The 17907-nt window shown below is 43.1% G+C and carries 16 protein-coding genes; 14 read left to right on the top strand and 2 right to left on the bottom strand.

Annotation, left to right across the window (positions count from 1 at the left end):
• Window positions 1-30 precede the first annotated feature (30 nt).
• The 9 genes from rpoC (at window position 31) to DG474_RS08370 (ending at window position 9966) form a co-directional block, all read left to right on the top strand.
• Entirely contained in the window at window positions 31-3696 is a 3666-nt protein-coding gene (gene rpoC, locus DG474_RS08410; protein WP_255778079.1) for a DNA-directed RNA polymerase subunit beta', read from the top strand.
• A 110-nt stretch (window positions 3697-3806) separates the two neighbouring features.
• Window positions 3807-4226: a nucleoside-diphosphate kinase gene (ndk, locus tag DG474_RS08405; RefSeq protein ID WP_000438280.1), complete on the top strand. Its 420-nt coding sequence runs from the start codon at window positions 3807-3809 to the stop codon at window positions 4224-4226.
• A gap of 134 nt (window positions 4227-4360) precedes the next feature.
• Entirely contained in the window at window positions 4361-4984 is a 624-nt protein-coding gene (locus DG474_RS08400; RefSeq protein WP_255778076.1) for a hypothetical protein, read from the top strand.
• Between the two features lie 83 nt (window positions 4985-5067).
• Window positions 5068-5511, top strand: a complete 444-nt coding sequence (tsaE, locus tag DG474_RS08395) for a tRNA (adenosine(37)-N6)-threonylcarbamoyltransferase complex ATPase subunit type 1 TsaE (protein ID WP_255778075.1) — start codon at window positions 5068-5070, stop codon at window positions 5509-5511.
• Window positions 5501-6022 (top strand): GNAT family N-acetyltransferase, encoded by a 522-nt coding sequence (locus tag DG474_RS08390; RefSeq protein WP_084883435.1) that lies wholly within the window; start codon window positions 5501-5503, stop codon window positions 6020-6022. Before tsaE ends, DG474_RS08390 begins: the two co-directional genes overlap by 11 nt.
• Window positions 6023-6026: 4 nt before the next feature.
• The gene (gene lytR, locus DG474_RS08385; RefSeq protein ID WP_000592174.1) at window positions 6027-7067 is read left to right on the top strand and encodes a glycopolymer--peptidoglycan transferase LytR; all 1041 of its coding nucleotides are present in this window, start codon (window positions 6027-6029) and stop codon (window positions 7065-7067) included.
• A gap of 72 nt (window positions 7068-7139) precedes the next feature.
• Window positions 7140-8396: a competence/damage-inducible protein A gene (locus DG474_RS08380; protein WP_255778074.1), complete on the top strand. Its 1257-nt coding sequence runs from the start codon at window positions 7140-7142 to the stop codon at window positions 8394-8396.
• A gap of 54 nt (window positions 8397-8450) precedes the next feature.
• On the top strand, window positions 8451-9602 hold the full coding sequence (gene recA, locus DG474_RS08375) for a recombinase RecA (RefSeq protein ID WP_255778073.1): 1152 nt from the start codon (window positions 8451-8453) through the stop codon (window positions 9600-9602).
• 169 nt (window positions 9603-9771) lie between these two features.
• On the top strand, window positions 9772-9966 hold the full coding sequence (locus tag DG474_RS08370; protein ID WP_255778072.1) for a PspC domain-containing protein: 195 nt from the start codon (window positions 9772-9774) through the stop codon (window positions 9964-9966).
• 129 nt (window positions 9967-10095) lie between these two features.
• Here the strand turns inward: DG474_RS08370 and DG474_RS08365 are convergent, their stop codons facing one another.
• On the bottom strand, window positions 10096-10650 hold the full coding sequence (locus DG474_RS08365) for a GNAT family N-acetyltransferase (protein ID WP_070656881.1): 555 nt from the start codon (window positions 10648-10650) through the stop codon (window positions 10096-10098).
• A 109-nt stretch (window positions 10651-10759) separates the two neighbouring features.
• Here DG474_RS08365 and DG474_RS08360 point away from each other — a divergent pair, with 109 nt between their 5' ends.
• Window positions 10760-12130, top strand: a complete 1371-nt coding sequence (locus tag DG474_RS08360) for an MATE family efflux transporter (protein ID WP_255778071.1) — start codon at window positions 10760-10762, stop codon at window positions 12128-12130.
• Window positions 12131-12226: 96 nt separating this feature from the next.
• The gene (locus DG474_RS08355; RefSeq protein ID WP_044021424.1) at window positions 12227-12943 is read left to right on the top strand and encodes a YebC/PmpR family DNA-binding transcriptional regulator; all 717 of its coding nucleotides are present in this window, start codon (window positions 12227-12229) and stop codon (window positions 12941-12943) included.
• Window positions 12944-12992: 49 nt separating this feature from the next.
• Here the strand turns inward: DG474_RS08355 and DG474_RS08350 are convergent, their stop codons facing one another.
• Window positions 12993-13697 carry a CD20-like domain-containing protein gene (locus DG474_RS08350; RefSeq protein WP_255778070.1) on the bottom strand — a complete coding sequence of 235 codons (705 nt, stop codon included), beginning with the start codon at window positions 13695-13697 and terminating at the stop codon, window positions 12993-12995.
• Between the two features lie 192 nt (window positions 13698-13889).
• Here DG474_RS08350 and DG474_RS08345 point away from each other — a divergent pair, with 192 nt between their 5' ends.
• Genes DG474_RS08345 through DG474_RS08335 form a run of 3 tightly spaced genes read left to right on the top strand, consistent with a single transcriptional unit; the run spans window position 13890 to window position 17854 of the window.
• Window positions 13890-14351: a MarR family winged helix-turn-helix transcriptional regulator gene (locus tag DG474_RS08345; RefSeq protein WP_084859619.1), complete on the top strand. Its 462-nt coding sequence runs from the start codon at window positions 13890-13892 to the stop codon at window positions 14349-14351.
• Window positions 14335-16104, top strand: coding sequence for an ABC transporter ATP-binding protein (locus DG474_RS08340; protein WP_042902927.1), 1770 nt, complete (start codon window positions 14335-14337; stop codon window positions 16102-16104). Before DG474_RS08345 ends, DG474_RS08340 begins: the two co-directional genes overlap by 17 nt.
• Window positions 16094-17854, top strand: a complete 1761-nt coding sequence (locus DG474_RS08335; RefSeq protein ID WP_255778068.1) for an ABC transporter ATP-binding protein — start codon at window positions 16094-16096, stop codon at window positions 17852-17854. The genes DG474_RS08340 and DG474_RS08335 overlap by 11 nt, the downstream gene beginning before the upstream one ends.
• The last annotated feature ends 53 nt before the right edge of the window (window positions 17855-17907 follow it).

Genomic DNA, 17907 nt, shown 5'->3' with positions numbered 1-17907 from the left:
AGTTCATTGAGAATAGAAAGGGAAGAAATAGTGGTTGATGTAAATCGTTTTAAAAGTATGCAAATCACCCTAGCTTCTCCAAGCAAAGTCCGTTCATGGTCTTATGGAGAAGTCAAAAAACCTGAAACAATCAATTACCGTACGTTGAAACCAGAACGTGAAGGACTCTTTGACGAAGTCATCTTCGGTCCTACAAAAGACTGGGAATGTGCTTGTGGGAAGTACAAACGCATTCGTTACAGAGGGATTGTTTGTGACCGCTGTGGGGTTGAAGTAACGCGTACGAAAGTTCGTCGTGAGCGTATGGGGCACATAGAGTTGAAAGCTCCTGTATCTCACATCTGGTATTTCAAGGGGATTCCAAGCCGTATGGGCTTGACCCTTGATATGAGCCCTCGTGCCCTCGAGGAAGTTATCTACTTTGCGGCTTACGTGGTAATTGATCCGAAGGATACACCGCTTGAGCACAAGTCTATCATGACAGAGCGCGAATACCGTGAGCGCTTGCGTGAGTATGGTTATGGTTCATTCGTTGCCAAAATGGGTGCTGAAGCCATTCAAGACCTTTTGAAACAAGTAGATCTTGAAAAAGAAATTGCTGAACTCAAAGAAGAGTTGAAAACAGCTACTGGACAAAAACGTGTCAAAGCTATCCGTCGTTTGGATGTTTTGGATGCCTTTTACAAGTCTGGTAACAAACCTGAATGGATGATTCTCAACATCCTTCCGGTTATTCCACCAGATCTTCGTCCAATGTTGCAGTTGGATGGTGGCCGTTTTGCCTCATCTGACTTGAACGACCTTTACCGCCGTGTTATCAACCGTAACAACCGTTTGGCTCGTTTGCTTGAGTTGAATGCACCAGGTATCATCGTTCAAAATGAGAAGCGTATGCTTCAAGAAGCAGTTGATGCTTTGATTGACAACGGTCGTCGTGGTCGTCCAATCACAGGACCAGGTAGCCGTCCACTGAAATCATTGAGCCACATGCTTAAAGGGAAACAAGGGCGCTTCCGTCAAAACTTGCTCGGTAAACGTGTTGACTTCTCAGGACGTTCCGTTATCGCCGTTGGTCCAACGCTTAAGATGTATCAATGTGGGGTGCCACGTGAAATGGCGATCGAGCTCTTTAAACCATTCGTCATGCGTGAAATCGTTGCTCGTGACATCGTGCAGAACGTCAAAGCGGCTAAACGCTTGGTGGAACGCGGAGACGAACGTATCTGGGATATTCTTGAAGAAGTAATCAAAGAACACCCAGTACTTTTGAACCGCGCACCGACCCTTCACCGTTTGGGGATCCAAGCCTTCGAGCCAGTCTTGATTGATGGTAAGGCCCTTCGCTTGCACCCGCTTGTCTGTGAAGCCTACAATGCCGACTTTGACGGGGACCAAATGGCCATCCACGTACCGCTTTCAGAAGAAGCCCAAGCAGAAGCGCGTATCCTTATGCTTGCTGCTGAGCACATCTTGAACCCGAAAGATGGTAAACCAGTTGTTACTCCATCTCAGGACATGGTTTTGGGTAACTACTACTTGACCATGGAAGAAGCTGGTCGTGAAGGGGAAGGAATGGTCTTCAAAGACCGTGACGAAGCGGTTATGGCTTACCGTAATGGTTATGTTCACCTCCACTCACGTGTTGGTATTGCAACAGACAGCCTTAACAAACCATGGACAGAAGAGCAAAAACACAAGGTCTTGCTGACAACGGTTGGTAAAATCCTCTTCAACGACATCATGCCAGAGGGTCTGCCTTACTTGCAAGAACCAACAAATGCCAACTTAACAGAAGGTGTTCCAGCTAAATACTTCTTGCCACTAGGTGGAGATATCAAGGAAGCTATTCGCAATCTTGAACTCAACCCTCCATTCAAGAAGAAAAATCTTGGGAATATCATCGCTGAAATCTTCAAACGTTTCCGTACGACAGAAACTTCTGCCCTACTTGACCGCATGAAGAACCTCGGATACCACCACTCAACTCTTGCAGGTTTGACAGTGGGTATTGCCGATATCCCAGTTGTTGAAGACAAGGCTGAAATCATCGAAGAATCACACAAACGTGTAGAACAAATCACCAAACAATTCCGTCGTGGTATGATCACAGACGACGAGCGCTACAACGCTGTTACAGCTGAATGGCGTGCAGCCCGTGAAAAATTAGAGAAACGTTTGGTTGCCAACCAAGATCCTAAGAACCCAATCGTTATGATGATGGACTCTGGAGCCCGTGGTAACATCTCAAACTTCTCACAGCTTGCCGGTATGCGTGGTCTGATGGCCGCTCCGAACGGACGTATCATGGAATTGCCAATCCTTTCAAACTTCCGCGAAGGTTTGTCAGTACTCGAAATGTTCTTCTCAACTCACGGTGCCCGTAAAGGTATGACCGATACGGCCCTTAAGACAGCCGACTCAGGTTACTTGACTCGTCGTTTGGTTGACGTTGCCCAAGACGTTATCATCCGTGAGGACGACTGTGGAACAGACCGTGGTCTCTTGATCCGCTCTATCGCAGAAGGAAAAGAGATGATCGAGTCTCTCGAAGAACGTCTCAATGGTCGTTATACTAAGAAAACTGTTAAACACCCAGAAACTGGTGCAGTTATCATTGGTCCAAATGAGTTGATTACAGAAGACAAGGCGCGTGAAATTGTCAATGCTGGTGTGGAAGAAGTCACTATCCGTTCCGTATTTACATGTAACACCCGTCATGGTGTCTGCCGTCACTGTTACGGTATCAACTTGGCGACTGGTGATGCGGTTGAAGTTGGTGAAGCAGTTGGTACAATCGCTGCCCAATCTATCGGGGAACCTGGTACACAGCTTACCATGCGTACCTTCCACACGGGTGGGGTTGCCTCAAATACCGATATCACTCAGGGTCTTCCTCGTGTCCAAGAAATCTTTGAAGCCCGCAATCCGAAAGGGGAAGCGGTTATCACAGAAGTCAAGGGTGAGGTTACAGCCATCGAAGAAGACGCATCAACTCGTACTAAGAAAGTCTTTGTTAAGGGTGAAACTGGCGAAGGTGAATACGTGGTGCCATTTACAGCACGTATGCGTGTCGAAGTTGGAGACCAAGTCTCTCGCGGTGCAGCATTGACAGAAGGTTCTATCCAACCGAAACGTCTCCTTGCTGTTCGTGATGTCTTGTCAGTTGAAACCTACCTTCTCGGTGAAGTACAAAAAGTTTACCGTAGCCAAGGGGTAGAAATCGGTGACAAGCACATCGAGGTAATGGTTCGTCAAATGATCCGTAAAGTTCGTGTCATGGATCCAGGTGACACCGACCTTCTCATGGGTACCCTCATGGATATCAACGACTTTACAGATGCTAACAAGGATGTTCTTATCGCAGGTGGAGTTCCAGCGACTGGTCGCCCAGTTCTTATGGGAATCACCAAAGCCTCACTTGAAACCAATAGTTTCTTGTCAGCGGCTTCCTTCCAGGAAACAACTCGTGTCCTTACAGATGCGGCCATCCGTGGTAAGAAAGATCATCTCCTTGGACTCAAGGAAAATGTTATCATCGGTAAGATCATCCCAGCTGGTACTGGTATGGCTCGCTACCGTAACCTTGAACCACAAGCTATCAATGAAGCAGAATATCTGGCTCCAGAACAAGAAGAGGCAGAACTTGCTCCTGTAGAGGAAGTTGTGGAAATCCAAGTTGAAGAAACAGTAGAATAAAAGCAAACAAGAGAACCTTTGGGTTCTCTTTGTTTTATTTCAGAAAATTTTCCCACTTTTTCATAAAGTATGGTAGAATAGAAGAACTAAAATGCCAAGGAGGTGTCCGTATGGAACAAACATTCTTTATCATTAAGCCAGATGGTGTGAAAAGAGGGCTGGTTGGCGAAATTCTGCAAAGAATGGAGCAACGAGGTTTCAAACTCGAAAAATTAGAGTTACGTTCAGCAGTTTCAGAAGCTTTGATTGATCAACACTATCAAGACTTGGTTGAAAAAAGTTTTTATCCTCCTATCCGTCAGTTTATGACTTCAGGACCAGTAGTGGTGGGCATTCTATCAGGTCCGAAAGTGATTGAAACTTGGCGGACCATGATGGGGGCTACTCGTCCAGAAGAAGCTCTGCCAGGAACTATCCGAGGAGATTTTGCCAAGGCTGCAGGAGACAATCAAGCCATTCAAAATGTAGTTCACGGCTCCGATTCGGAAGCTTCTGCAAAACGTGAAATTGCTCTCTGGTTTAAGGATTAGACTGGTAAAAGAACAGTTCTGTACACAACAGAGCTGTTTTTTGGTCAGTTGAGCACAAAAAATGGACACTTGAGGCGGAAACAATCATTTCAAACTCCTCACAAGGTATAATCCCATATAGGGAGGGAAAAGAAATGGTAAAATCAATTCGCCTATTGTTACTGATTGCAGTCGTCCAGATTAGTTTTAGTAGTTGTCTATTATGGAAAGAAACCTTTTTATCTTTAAAACAGACCAATGCTTATTTTTTGATTTTGATAGTAGGGATTTCTGTTCTTTGTGCTGGGATAAATTATTTCCATACAGCAGACCAGTCTAGACATAGTATTTTACATGTTCAAAAGAAAGTGAGTCTTGTTTATTGCCTCCTTTTAGTAGTCAATCTTCTGGCAACCTGTCTGGTTCTCTCAGAAAGCATCCAAACCACTAGCAAATTGCAGCAGGAATTGGTTGACCTCTTTTTACCCTCCTTCTTTTTCTTGCTAGGAGTAGATCTATTGATTTTCTTACCTTTTGATAAAATTTTTCGCGATATAGAAAATCGCCTAAATAAAAAGAAAACAGTCGTCATTTCCGTTCTAGCTACGATGGTTTTCTTGAGGAATCCCTTAGTGATTTCCTCGATTTTCCTTTATATCATTGTCGGTTTTCTATGCGCACGTTTCCTTTTTCCAAAATGTATTCAAAGGGAAATCTCCTTTTATGGACACCTGATTCGGGATATCCTGTTTGTTTTTTCAATAGTTGTATTCTTTTAAGTGGAGGAGAATCTTTTAAAATTGTTATAGTAAGTCCATAAAGAAAATTCACATAAAAGAAAACTTTTTGGTATAATAGTAGCATGTACACAAAAAATGAAGAAGAGCTTCTAGCTCTCGGAGAAAGATTAGGTCATTTGCTTCAAAAAGACGATGTTCTGATCTTGACTGGAGAGTTGGGAGCGGGTAAAACAACCTTTACAAAAGGCCTTGCTAAGGGCTTGGATATCCGTCAAATGATTAAAAGTCCAACCTATACCATTGTCAGAGAGTACGAAGGGCGTTTGCCACTTTACCACTTGGATGTCTACCGTATCGAAGGTGATGCTGATTCTATTGACTTGGATGAGTTTCTCTTCGGTGGTGGTGTGACTGTTATTGAGTGGGGGCATCTTTTGGGTGAAGATTTACCAGATTCTTACTTGGAGTTGGAAATTTTGAAAGAAGCTGAGGGTCGTTTTCTTCATTTTACGGCTCATGGCTCACGGGCTGAACAACTCATCAAGGAGCTTCAAGATGGAGTATGAGTTGTGTATTCGTGAGGCAGAGATTTCAGATGCTACAGCCTTAATTGCATTTTTAGATTGTGTTGGTCAAGAGACAGATTTTACCAGCTTGGATGAAAATGGTATCATGATGACAGTTTCTGAAATGGCTCTTTTTATCGAAAAACAAGCTGCATCAGAGAATCAAATTACTCTCCTCGCCTTACTGAATGATGAGATTGCAGGAGTTTTAAATATCACAGCGGACCAACATTTAAGAGTTCGACATATCGGTGATGTTTTTCTAGCAGTTCGCAAGAAATTTTGGAACCAAGGCTTGGCAACTATACTTCTAGAAGAAGGCATCGAGTGGGCTAAAGCCAGTGGTGTCTTGCGCCGTTTGCAACTTAGTGTACAAAAACGAAACGAGGCTGCTATCCACCTCTATTCAAAAATGGGATTTATCACAGAAGGCTTACAAGAAAGAGGAGCCTATTTAGCAGAAGGGATATTTTTAGATGTTTGTCTTATGGGCAAGCTGATAAATGAATAACAAGATGATTAAAAAATTAATTGGAATGGTGCTAGGTTTCCTAGCAGTAACAGTTTTAGGTGTAGCGGTTTATGGCTATACCATCTACCAACAGGGAACAGAAACCCTAAGTAAAAAGACTTACAAAAAAATCGGGGAAGAAACCAACGTTATCGAAGCGACGGAGCCACTGACCATCCTCTTGATGGGGGTAGATACGGGAAACGTGGAACGTACAGACCCGTGGGCGGGAAATAGTGATTCCATGATTCTCCTGACTGTTAATCCCAAAACAAAGAAAACCACTATGATGAGTTTGGAACGGGATATTTTGACCAAGATTGAGACTGGAAATGGCCAAGTTCAGGAAGCCAAACTCAATGCGGCCTATGCTAATGGTGGTGCGGAACTTGCAATTTCTACTATTCAAAAGATGATGAATATCCATATTGACCGCTATGTGATGGTTAACATGCAGGGACTTCAACAATTGGTGGATGCAGTTGGTGGGATCACCGTCAACAATACACTCGGTTTCCCGATTTCGATTGCTGACCAAGAAGAGTTTAATAAGATTTCCATCGGTGTTGGAGAACAAACTTTGAATGGGGAGGAAGCCTTGGTGTATTCACGGATGCGTTACCAAGACCCAGAGGGAGACTATGGTCGTCAAAAACGTCAACGTGAAGTCATTCAAAAGATCGTTGAGAAGGTTTTGAGCCTAAACAGTGTGAGTCATTATCAAGGTATCCTCAAAGCTTTGAGTGATAACATGCAGACCAATGTGGACTTGTCAGCTAAGAGCATTCCACAATTGCTCGGCTATCAAGATTCTTTCAAGAATATCGAAACGCATCAATTGCGTGGGGAAGATGCTGAGCTACAGGGAATTTCTTATCAGATTGTCACTTCAGAACATATGCTCGAGATGCAAAATCTCTTGCGTCGTTCACTAGGTAAAGAGCCAGTGACAGAATTGGAAACCAATGCGGTACTGTACGAAACAGCCTTTGGTCGGACAGCACCTTCAACCAGTACGAACGCTTCAAACGAAGAAGCAGAATAAGAAAAGAATCAAATCGTGGGAAATTTCCTGCGATTTTTTCAAAAAAATTCGAATAGATAAGTAGGAGGAAACATGAAAGCAGAAATTATTGCTGTTGGAACAGAAATTTTAACAGGGCAGATTGTTAATACCAATTCTCAGTTTTTATCAGAGAAACTAGCTGAAATCGGGGTAGATGTCTACTTCCAAACAGCTGTTGGAGATAATGAAGCTCGTCTTTTGTCCTTGCTGGAGATTGCGAGTCAACGTAGTAATCTTGTGATTTTGACAGGGGGCTTGGGACCAACTGAGGATGATTTGACCAAACAAACTCTGGCTAAATTTTTAGGAAAAGATCTAGTGTTTGACCCTCAAGCACAAGAGAAACTGGATATTTTCTTTGCTCATAGACCTGACTATGCTCGGACACCGAATAATGAGCGCCAAGCCCAAATTGTAGAAGGGGCGACTCCACTGCCAAATGAGACAGGTTTAGCAGTAGGAGGGGTTTCGGAAGTGGATGGAGTGACCTACGTGGTCCTTCCAGGACCGCCAAGTGAGTTGAAACCCATGGTCTTAAATCAACTCTTGCCCATGCTGATGACAGGAACCAAACTGTACTCACGAGTGCTCCGTTTCTTTGGAATTGGGGAGAGTCAGTTGGTAACCATTTTGGCGGATTTGATTGACCATCAAACCGATCCGACTTTGGCGCCGTATGCCAAGACGGGAGAAGTGACCTTGCGTTTGTCTACAAAAGCAGTCAGTCAAGAAAAGGCTGATCAAGCACTGGACATCCTAGAAAATCAAATCTTGAGTCGCCAAACTTTCGAGGGAATTTCTTTACGAGACATCTGTTATGGATATGGGGAAGAAACCAGCCTCGCAAGTGTCGTTGTAGAAGAGCTAAAGAAGAGACAGAAAAGCATTACTGCGGCAGAAAGCTTGACGGCAGGTCTCTTTCAAGCGACATTAGCAGACTTTTCGGGCGTTTCAGCAATCTTTAATGGCGGTTTTGTCACTTACAGCCTAGAAGAAAAGTCCAAGATGTTGGATATTTTCGAGCAAGAACTAAAAGAACACGGGGTTGTTTCAGAGTTTACGGCTCGAAAAATGGCAGAGCAGGCACGGATCAAGACTCAGTCTGATTATGGAGTCAGTCTGACAGGTGTAGCTGGGCCAGATAGCCTAGAGGGGCATCCGGCTGGTACAGTTTTTATTGGACTGGCACATGAAAAAGGGATAGAGGTGATCAAGGCTAATATCGCAGGACGGAGTCGAGCAGATGTTCGACAGATTGCGGTCATGCATGCTTTTAACCTAGTTCGCAAGGCTTTATTAAGTGACTAAATTTTGGTATAATGAAAGATAGGTCTAAGGACCAGTAGAATATAGGAGAACAAAATGGCGAAAAAACCAACAAAAAAATTAGATGAAATTGGGAAAAAATTTGGAGCAGACCGTGAAAAGGCATTGAACGATGCTCTTAAATTGATTGAGAAAGACTTTGGTAAAGGCTCAATCATGCGCTTGGGTGAGCGCGCGGAGCAAAAAGTTCAAGTGATGAGCTCAGGCTCATTGGCTCTTGACATTGCCCTTGGTTCAGGTGGTTATCCTAAAGGACGTATCATCGAAATCTATGGACCAGAATCATCTGGTAAGACAACGGTTGCTCTTCATGCTGTTGCGCAAGCACAGAAAGAAGGTGGTATTGCAGCCTTTATCGATGCGGAACATGCTCTTGACCCAGCCTATGCTGCAGCCCTTGGTGTGAACATTGACGAATTGCTCTTGTCACAACCAGACTCAGGAGAGCAAGGTCTTGAAATTGCTGGAAAATTGATTGACTCAGGTGCAGTTGACCTTGTCGTTATCGACTCGGTTGCGGCCCTTGTACCTCGTGCAGAAATTGATGGGGATATTGGAGACAGCCACGTTGGTTTGCAAGCTCGTATGATGAGCCAGGCCATGCGTAAACTAGGAGCTTCTATCAATAAAACCAAAACAATTGCTATCTTTATCAACCAATTGCGTGAAAAAGTTGGAGTAATGTTTGGAAATCCAGAAACAACACCTGGTGGACGTGCTTTGAAATTCTACGCTTCAGTCCGTTTGGATGTTCGTGGAAGCACGCAAATCAAGGGAACTGGTGACCAAAAAGATACCAATGTCGGTAAGGAAACCAAGATCAAGGTCGTGAAAAACAAGGTGGCTCCACCATTTAAGGAAGCCTTTGTTGAAATCATGTATGGAGAAGGGATTTCTAAGACTGGTGAGCTCTTGAAGATTGCAAGTGATCTCGATATCATCCAAAAAGCGGGAGCATGGTACTCTTACAAGGGTGAAAAAATCGGACAAGGATCTGAAAATGCTAAGAAATACTTGGCGGATCACCCAGAAATCTTTGATGCCATTGACCACCAAGTCCGTGTTCAATATGATTTGATTGAAGATGAAGAAGGGACAACTCCTACCTCTGTTTCGGAAGATCTAGCACCCAACCAAGAAGTAACGCTTGACCTAGGCGACGGACTTGAAATCGAAATTGAAGATTAAAAATAAAAGCGGAGAAGTCTTTCTCTGCTTTTTATGTTTAATTATTAAGTCTCCATAAGCTTCAAAAGCGTAATAAAAGAGTATTTAATCAAAAAAATTAAAAAAACTGTTGCAATTTTTTTAATTTGATGATAAAATTAAATCATTCTATAAAAAGGAGACTACTATAATGGAAAAACGCCTTGTTCGTAATGTACAAGACAAAAAGATTGCTGGTGTTTGTGCTGGTGTCGCTGACTACTTTAACATGGACCACACACTTGTTCGTGCACTTTGGATCATCTTCACCCTACTTGGTGGTGCTGGAGTCTTAGTTTATGCTGTTCTCTACTTCCTTCTTCCAGAAGGCAATGCAGAAGCTTAAGCCATAGAGAATAAAAGTTTATTCTGATCAGTTGAAAATAAAAAATGCATGTTATCGTAGATTGCATGCGTTTTTATATGTAGCTTCTATCGAAAAAGAGAGGTTTTTCACCAGAAGGATAAGTCCTGTTTAATGGTCACTAAAACGACGATACTCTATATGAAAGTCAAAATAATGTTCATTCTGTAGCTTTTGGAAGATGTCGCGATAGGCTTCTTCGTCAAAATGGTCGCCACGGTAGAGAATTTCAAAACTCAAACCATCGTACTCTAGAAAAGCGTTGGCTGTTTTAAAGCCATTTTGGTGATAGAAATCCATTCTAGCCTTCCTTTGCTCCAAGTTATCGCATTCTTCATCCAATCGCTCGACTTCTAGTAACATGGTTCGCTGGTAAAAATCAGTCAGCTTTTCGATGATTTCTTTTCCATATCCGTGGCTTCTCAAGTGGGGCATGATGGCAAAAAAACTGATATAGAAGGCCTTTGGATTGGAGATGGCAAAAGCAAAGCCGACAAACTCTTCTTGGTTATAAAAGGCAAAAAAGTGAGCATCTTCTCGGTCTTGATAGCGTAAAAACTCTGACAGAGGAACTCGTTCTTCCTCAGGGAATGCTTCCTTGTTTAGCTTTTCAACCTTATCCAGATCAGGAAATACATCGGTAATTAATTGACTGGTCAAACTCATAAATGACCTCCTTTTCTTGATTATAGCAAATTGTCTCTCTGTAAGCAATTGATTGCAAACTTAGTGATAGAGCCTTGTCGCTCCTTTAGAAAGCTGATATAATAGCTTTATGAATAAGAAACGATCCGTGGACTTGATACATGGTCCTATTCTTCCTGCGCTGTTAAGCTTTGCCTTTCCAATCTTGCTGTCCAATATTTTCCAACAGCTTTATAATACAGCTGATGTCTTGATTGTTGGGCGTTTTCTTGGTCAAGATTCCTTGGCAGCAGTAGGGGCGACAACTGCCATTTTTGACTTGATTATAGGCTTTACGCTTGGTGTTGGAAATGGCATGGGGATCGTCATTGCCCGCTATTATGGGGCTCGTAATTTCACCAAAATCAAGGAAGCAGTAGCAGCCACCTGGATTTTAGGCGTTCTTTTGAGCATTGTGGTCATGCTGATGGGCTTTGTTGGTCTGTATCCACTCTTGCAATATTTAGATACCCCTGCAGAAATCCTTCCTCAATCCTATCAATATATTTCTATGATTGTGACCTGTGTCGGTGTCAGCTTTGCCTATAACCTCTTTGCAGGTTTGTTGCGGTCTATTGGTGACAGTCTAGCAGCCCTTGGATTCCTGATTTTTTCTGCTTTGGTTAATGTGGTTCTAGATTTGTATTTTATTACGCAACTGCATCTGGGAGTTCAATCTGCGGGACTTGCTACCATTATCTCTCAAGGCTTATCAGCGGTTCTCTGTTTTTACTATATCCGCAAGAGTGTTCCAGAACTGCTCCCTCAACTCAATCATTTTAAATGGAACAAGGCCTTGTATGCGGATCTCTTGGAGCAAGGTTTGGCTATGGGTTTGATGAGTTCGATTGTGTCCATTGGTAGTGTGATTTTACAGTCTTCAGTCAATACTTTTGGAGCTGTGATTATTAGTGCTCAAACAGCGGCGCGACGCATTATGGCTTTTGCTCTGCTTCCGATGACGGCTATTTCTTCTGCTATGACGACCTTTGCCTCTCAGAATCTTGGGGCCAAGCGACCAGACCGCATTGTTCAAGGTCTTCGAATTGGCAGTCGCCTGAGCATGTCCTGGGCAGGTTTTATTTGTATTTTCCTCTTTTTTGCCAGTCCTAGCTTGATTTCTTTCTTGGCCAGTTCAACAGATACCTACTTGATAGAAAATGGTAGCCTCTACCTGCAAATCAGTTCAGTCTTTTATCCGATTTTGAGCCTCTTGCTGATTTATCGCAATTGCTTGCAGGGCTTGGGGCAGAAAGTCCTTCCTCTAGTTTCCAGCTTTATAGAACTAATCGGGAAAATCGTTTTTGTGGTTTTGATAATCCCTTGGGCAGGCTATAGGGGAGTCATCCTTTGCGAACCCCTTATCTGGGTTGCCATGACTACCCAACTGTACTTTTCACTTTTCCGCCATCCCCTGATAAAAGAAGGCAAGGCAATCTTGGCAACAAAAGGACAATCCTAGCTGGATTTGCTGAATAAAATCCATTTCCTCTAGTGAAAATCGAAAAAACTTGTGTTATAATAAGAAAGATTAAAATGTGAAAAAAGGAGATTCCTAATGGGACGTAAATGGGCCAATATCGTAGCCAAGAAAACGGCTAAAGATGGAGCTAACTCTAAAGTATATGCAAAATTTGGTGTAGAAATCTATGTAGCAGCTAAAAAAGGGGATCCAGACCCAGAATCAAACACTGCTTTGAAATTCGTTATCGACCGTGCGAAACAAGCCCAAGTGCCAAAACACGTTATCGATAAAGCGATTGACAAAGCAAAAGGAAACACAGACGAAACCTTTACAGAAGGACGTTACGAAGGTTTTGGACCAAATGGTTCTATGTTGATTGTGGATACCTTGACTTCAAACGTCAACCGTACCGCAGCTAATGTGCGTGCTGCCTTTGGTAAAAATGGCGGAAACATGGGTGCTTCAGGTTCGGTTTCATACCTCTTTGATAACAAGGGTGTGATCGTATTTGCAGGTGAGGATGCTGATGCAGTCTTTGAGCAATTGCTCGAAGCAGATGTGGATGTGGACGATGTAGAAGCAGAAGAAGGGACAATTACGGTTTACACAGCTCCAACAGACCTTCATAAGGCTATCGTTGCCCTTCGTGAGTCTGGCATCGAAGAATTCCAAGTGACTGAATTGGAAATGATTCCTCAGTCTGAAGTGGAATTGTCAGGCGAAGACCTTGAAACCTTTGAAAAACTTTACAGCGTTCTTGAAGACGATGAAGACGTACAAAAGGTCTATACTAACGTCGATGGATTCTAATAGAAAAACGAACAGTTTTACTAGCTGTTCGTTTTTTTGATATTTGAAATTAGACTCTGGTTTCAGAATCGTTTTTTTGCTTGCTTTTTTCTAGACCTAGACCGACTGCATGTTTTTGGACGAGCAAGAGTTGCCCATTGTCATCTTTTGCAAAAGTTAAGGTAACAGTCTTAATCTTGTCTCCAATAGAGATATAGGTGATTTTTCTAGTATCATAGCCTCCGATAGTGGAGTCAAACTCGGAGTCTGGTAGTCCGTGTTTTTTGATAATATCCTTGTAGTTGGTACCACCTTTTCCTTTGTTATCAAGGTCACCTTCGATTAAGGCGTTGAACTGTTCCTGGGTCCAGGAGAAGTTATCGTCTTCTTCCTCCTCTGGGATGGAATAGGCGCTATCATCTGTCAAGTCGCTTTCTTCTTCGCGCTCCATTGAGGCACTTGCCTCGCTGTAGGAACGGTTAAACTCCCTGACAAACTCTTTGTAGACATTAGCGTACAGTACTTGGGTCGTAAAGAAAAGTACAACAGAAGCAACTGCAAGGGATGTTCCGATAATGGCCATTGTTTTTCGTTTTTTGAGGTTGACGATAAGGCCGATAATCCCCAAGATAAATGCGACAATGGCGATGAAAAATGATAGATAGTTAATAAATGGAATCCAGGCCCCTAAAAGTGCGATGGCTCCAAAAATGGTTGCTAAGATTCCTAAAACTCTTTGTTCTTCTGGTTTCATTTGAAAGTTTTCTCCCTTCATCAAGTGAATGGATTTCTATCCACAGTAGTTAGTGCTTATTATAGAAAAAATATTGCCTAATGTCAATTTAAACCAAGATAGTTCTCATAGAAACTTTTTTCTTGACATCTTTTCTGAAAATGATAAAATAGTTCTCATGGAAACTTAAATAGTTCTTGTGAGAACTATATTTGTCGTGAGAAAGGAGCAATCATGGACAAGCCGATGTTAATGTTCAAACGTTTTGGACACCAGGTTCATCTGATGGTACAGAAAGAAGCTAAGCGATGTGGCATTGAATTTATGGGTGGACCGCAAGGGCAGGTTCTGCGTTTTTTAGATCATTGTGAACAAAAAGAGGAACTGGTCTTGATTAAGGATATCGAGCAGGAACTCAATATTACCAAATCTGTGGCGAGTAATTTAGTCAAGCGCATGGTGCAAAATGGTTTGGTTGAGCTAGAGGCCAGCCCGAGTGATAAGCGGGCAAAATTTGTTCGCCTGACGGAGAAATCGCGTTCGCAGATGCAAAAAGTTAAAGCTTTTTTTGATCGGATTGATCAGAGTCTGCTAGAGGGGGTTTCAAAGTCAGACTTAGCAATCTTTGAAAAGGTCCTCAGTCAGTTGCAAGAAAATGTTGAGAAGATAGGAGGAGAGAATGAAGAAACTCGCTAAACGTATTACAGGAAAAGAGTGGGGAATGATTATCCTTACGATTCTGTTCACTTGTTTCTCGGTCTATCTCGAGTTAGAGGTACCGACTTACATTTCGCAAATTACAGAATTACTGGGAACGTCTGGAACGCAGTTGGGTGAACTCTGGTCACCAGCTGCGAAGATGATTGGATTGTCTTTATTGGCTTTCTTTTCATCTGTTATGGTTGGTTTCTTTGCCGCTCGTGTTGCAGCCTCCTATACAACCCATCTACGTAGAGACGTATTTCATCGTGTTTTAGATTTTTCGCAGACAGAGATCAAGCGCTTTTCAATCCCAAGTCTCTTGACTCGGACGACCAATGATATTACCCAGGTACAGATGCTCTTTACCATGGGCTTGCAAGTGGTTACTCGTGGGCCAATTATGGCTATCTGGGCCATTGGAAAAATCCTTGGAAAATCGGAATACTGGCTCTGGGCGGTCGTTGTGGCTGTTATTGTCAATGTCTTGATGACTACCGTTCTCATGACTCTGGCCTTTCCAAAACAATCTGTTATCCAAAAATTGACAGATAAACTCAATAGCATCACTCGTGAAAGTTTGACTGGGATTCGAGTTGTTCGTGCATACAATGCGGAAGATTACCAAGATAAGAAATTTGAAGCAGCCAACGATGAGGTAACACGTCTCAATCTCTTTGTCAATCGTTTGATGGCCATTATGAATCCCATTATGATGGCGATTTCCAGTGGACTAAGTTTAGCTATTTACTGGATTGGTGCCTATATCATCAACGATGCAAGTTTGGCAGAACGTCTGCCACTCTTTAGTGATATGGTGGTCTTCATGTCCTATGCTATGCAGGTCGTGATGGGATTCCTTCTCATGGGAGCACTCTTTATCGTTCTTCCTCGTACCTTGGTTTCGGCAGGACGTATCAATCAAGTATTGGATCTGCATTCTTCTATTGAAAATCCTAGTCATGCACAGACAGCGGATCCTTCAGTTCAAGGACAAGTGGAATTCCGTGATGTGACTTTCCGTTACTCTAAAAACTCTGAAGCAGTCGTGGAACATGTCACTTTCAAAGCAGAAGCGGGTCAAACCGTAGCCTTCATCGGATCGACTGGATCAGGTAAGTCTACGCTTGTCAACCTCTTGCCACGTTTTTACGACGTTTCTGATGGAGAAATCCTAGTGGATGGTGTCAATGTGCAAGATTATGACTTGGAAGATTTGCGCAATAAGGTAGGCTATATTCCACAAAAAGCTGTACTCTTTTCTGGAGATGTCAAGGGGAACTTGGACTTTGGTAAGAGCAAAGAAACTCCTCTGAGCGAGGCTGCTATGTGGCAAGCTCTTGAATTGGCCCAGTCTAAAGCATTTATCGAGGACAAGGAAGCAGGTCTTGCATCAGAAGTAGCCCAAGGTGGAACCAACTTCTCAGGAGGTCAAAGACAGCGTCTGGCCATTGCGCGTGCCTTGGCTCGTAAACCAGAGATTCTCATCTTTGATGACTCTTTCTCAGCCTTGGACTACAAGACAGATCGTGTCCTTCGCCAAGAGCTAGCTGAGAAAACAAAATCCATGACCAAGCTCATTGTAGCGCAACGGATTTCTACCATTATGGATGCTGACCTGATCTTGGTTTTGGATCAAGGTAAAGTCGTGGGACAAGGCACCCACAAGGAACTTCTTGCAACCAACGAAGTCTACCAAGAAATTGCCTACTCACAACTATCGAAGGAGGAATTGGAACATGGAAAATAAAAAAGTTTCGGTCTGGAAACAGTGCAAACCTTATATGGCAGGCCTCCAACTCCCTCTCCTAATAGCAGTTGTGGCTGCAGTCATTTCAAGCATAATCACCGTTTATGGTCCAACTAAGATTAAGGAAATTACCAACTTGATTTCAGATGGCTTGGCTACAGAAATCGACCTGGTAGCTGTGTCAAACATTGCTAGCTTTTTAGTGATTCTCTATGTATTTGGCGCTATCCTTAATTATACACAGGCCTATATCTTTTCAACGAGCATTCAGCATTTTTCAAAACGCTTGCGGACGGCAATCGCTGAAAAAATCAATCGTTTGCCACTTGGCTATTTTGACCGTCATTCACAAGGAGATACCCTTTCGCGCGTGACCAATGATGTGGATACAGCAGCGCAATCTCTCAACCAAAGTCTAGGGACAGTTCTTTCAGCTAGTTTCTTGTTGATTGCTGTCTTGGTGACCATGTTTGGGATGAACTGGATTTTGGCATTGGTAACCGTTGTATCAACCCTTGTTGGTTTTGCGGCGGTTTCCGTAATCATGGCCAAGTCACAGGGTTATTTTAAAGCCCAACAAAATAATCTAGCAGCCGTCAATGGTTATGTAGAAGAAATGTACTCAGGTCATAATGTTGTGACCAGTTACAACGCAGTGGACACCTCCAAAGCGAGATTTGCAGGTTTAAACCAAGACTTGCATGATAGTATCTGGAAATCTCAGTTTATCTCTGGTATCATGATGCCAGCCATGTTCTTTGTTGGAAACTTTAGTTATGTCTTAGTCATCATCGTTGGTGCCGCGCTGGCGTTAGAAGGGCATATCACGATAGGGATTATCGTAGCCTTTATGGTTTACGTACGGACCTTCTCCCAACCTCTGTCACAGATTGCCCAAGGGATTACGAGCCTGCAACAAGCGAGTGCAGCCATGACTCGTGTATTAGAATTTCTAGCTGAAGCAGAGATGCAAGATGAATCTCATAAGGACAGAAAATTGAGCAACATGAAAGGGGAAGTAGTCTTTGATCATGTGTCCTTTGGCTATACACCAGAGCGCACCATCATCCATGACTTTTCTGCGACAGCTCATGCAGGTCAGAAGGTTGCTATCGTTGGACCGACTGGGGCTGGGAAGACAACCATTGTCAATCTTTTGATGAAGTTCTATGAGATAGATAAGGGAAGCATCCGCATCGATGGCGTGGATACTAAGGACATGAAACGCTCAGAAGTACACGATGCCTTTTCAATGGTCTTGCAGGACACTTGGCTCTTTGAAGGAACCATTCGAGAGAACCTGATCTACAATCAAACGGGCATCAGCGATGAACGAATGATGGAGGCCAGCAAGGCTGTGGGAATCCACCACTTTATCATGACCTTGCCAGATGGCTACGATACTGTTTTGGATGACACTGTGACCTTGTCTGTTGGACAAAAACAGCTCTTAACTATTGCTCGTGCCCTTCTCAAGGATGCACCACTCTTGATTTTGGATGAAGCGACATCTTCAGTCGACACACGTACAGAGGAATTGATCCAAAAAGCCATGGACCGTTTGATGGAGGGAAGAACTTCCTTTGTCATTGCCCATCGCTTGTCAACTATTCGTAATGCAGATTTGATTCTTGTCATGAAAGATGGCAATATCATCGAACAAGGCAACCATGAGGAACTGATGGCGCAAGGTGGTTTCTATGCCGACTTGTACAATAGCCAATTTACAGAAGACGAAGCAGAAGAATAAATCAAAAGAAGGCTTGACGGCCTTCTTTTTCTGCACTATACTAGAAGACAAAC

Origin of the sequence: Streptococcus oralis (assembly GCF_024399415.1) — a bacterium.
GTDB lineage: Bacteria > Bacillota > Bacilli > Lactobacillales > Streptococcaceae > Streptococcus > Streptococcus oralis_CS.
The sequence above is the reverse complement of the archived record's forward strand: the minus strand, read 5'-3'. Positions and strand labels throughout refer to the sequence as shown.

Excerpts from the sequence above, each read along its gene's own strand:
- DG474_RS08335 (WP_255778068.1), top strand. The coding sequence starts at position 16,094 with ATGGAAAATAAAAAAGTTTCGGTCTGGAAACAGTGCAAACCTTATATG.
- recA (WP_255778073.1), top strand. The coding sequence starts at position 8,451 with ATGGCGAAAAAACCAACAAAAAAATTAGATGAAATTGGGAAAAAATTT.
- DG474_RS08390 (WP_084883435.1), top strand. The coding sequence starts at position 5,501 with ATGGAGTATGAGTTGTGTATTCGTGAGGCAGAGATTTCAGATGCTACA.
- DG474_RS08365 (WP_070656881.1), bottom strand. The coding sequence starts at position 10,650 with ATGAGTTTGACCAGTCAATTAATTACCGATGTATTTCCTGATCTGGAT.
- DG474_RS08370 (WP_255778072.1), top strand. The coding sequence starts at position 9,772 with ATGGAAAAACGCCTTGTTCGTAATGTACAAGACAAAAAGATTGCTGGT.
- DG474_RS08340 (WP_042902927.1), top strand. The coding sequence starts at position 14,335 with ATGAAGAAACTCGCTAAACGTATTACAGGAAAAGAGTGGGGAATGATT.
- ndk (WP_000438280.1), top strand. The coding sequence starts at position 3,807 with ATGGAACAAACATTCTTTATCATTAAGCCAGATGGTGTGAAAAGAGGG.
- tsaE (WP_255778075.1), top strand. The coding sequence starts at position 5,068 with ATGTACACAAAAAATGAAGAAGAGCTTCTAGCTCTCGGAGAAAGATTA.
- lytR (WP_000592174.1), top strand. The coding sequence starts at position 6,027 with ATGATTAAAAAATTAATTGGAATGGTGCTAGGTTTCCTAGCAGTAACA.
- DG474_RS08350 (WP_255778070.1), bottom strand. The coding sequence starts at position 13,697 with ATGAAGGGAGAAAACTTTCAAATGAAACCAGAAGAACAAAGAGTTTTA.
- DG474_RS08355 (WP_044021424.1), top strand. The coding sequence starts at position 12,227 with ATGGGACGTAAATGGGCCAATATCGTAGCCAAGAAAACGGCTAAAGAT.
- DG474_RS08360 (WP_255778071.1), top strand. The coding sequence starts at position 10,760 with ATGAATAAGAAACGATCCGTGGACTTGATACATGGTCCTATTCTTCCT.
- DG474_RS08380 (WP_255778074.1), top strand. The coding sequence starts at position 7,140 with ATGAAAGCAGAAATTATTGCTGTTGGAACAGAAATTTTAACAGGGCAG.
- DG474_RS08345 (WP_084859619.1), top strand. The coding sequence starts at position 13,890 with ATGGACAAGCCGATGTTAATGTTCAAACGTTTTGGACACCAGGTTCAT.
- DG474_RS08400 (WP_255778076.1), top strand. The coding sequence starts at position 4,361 with ATGGTAAAATCAATTCGCCTATTGTTACTGATTGCAGTCGTCCAGATT.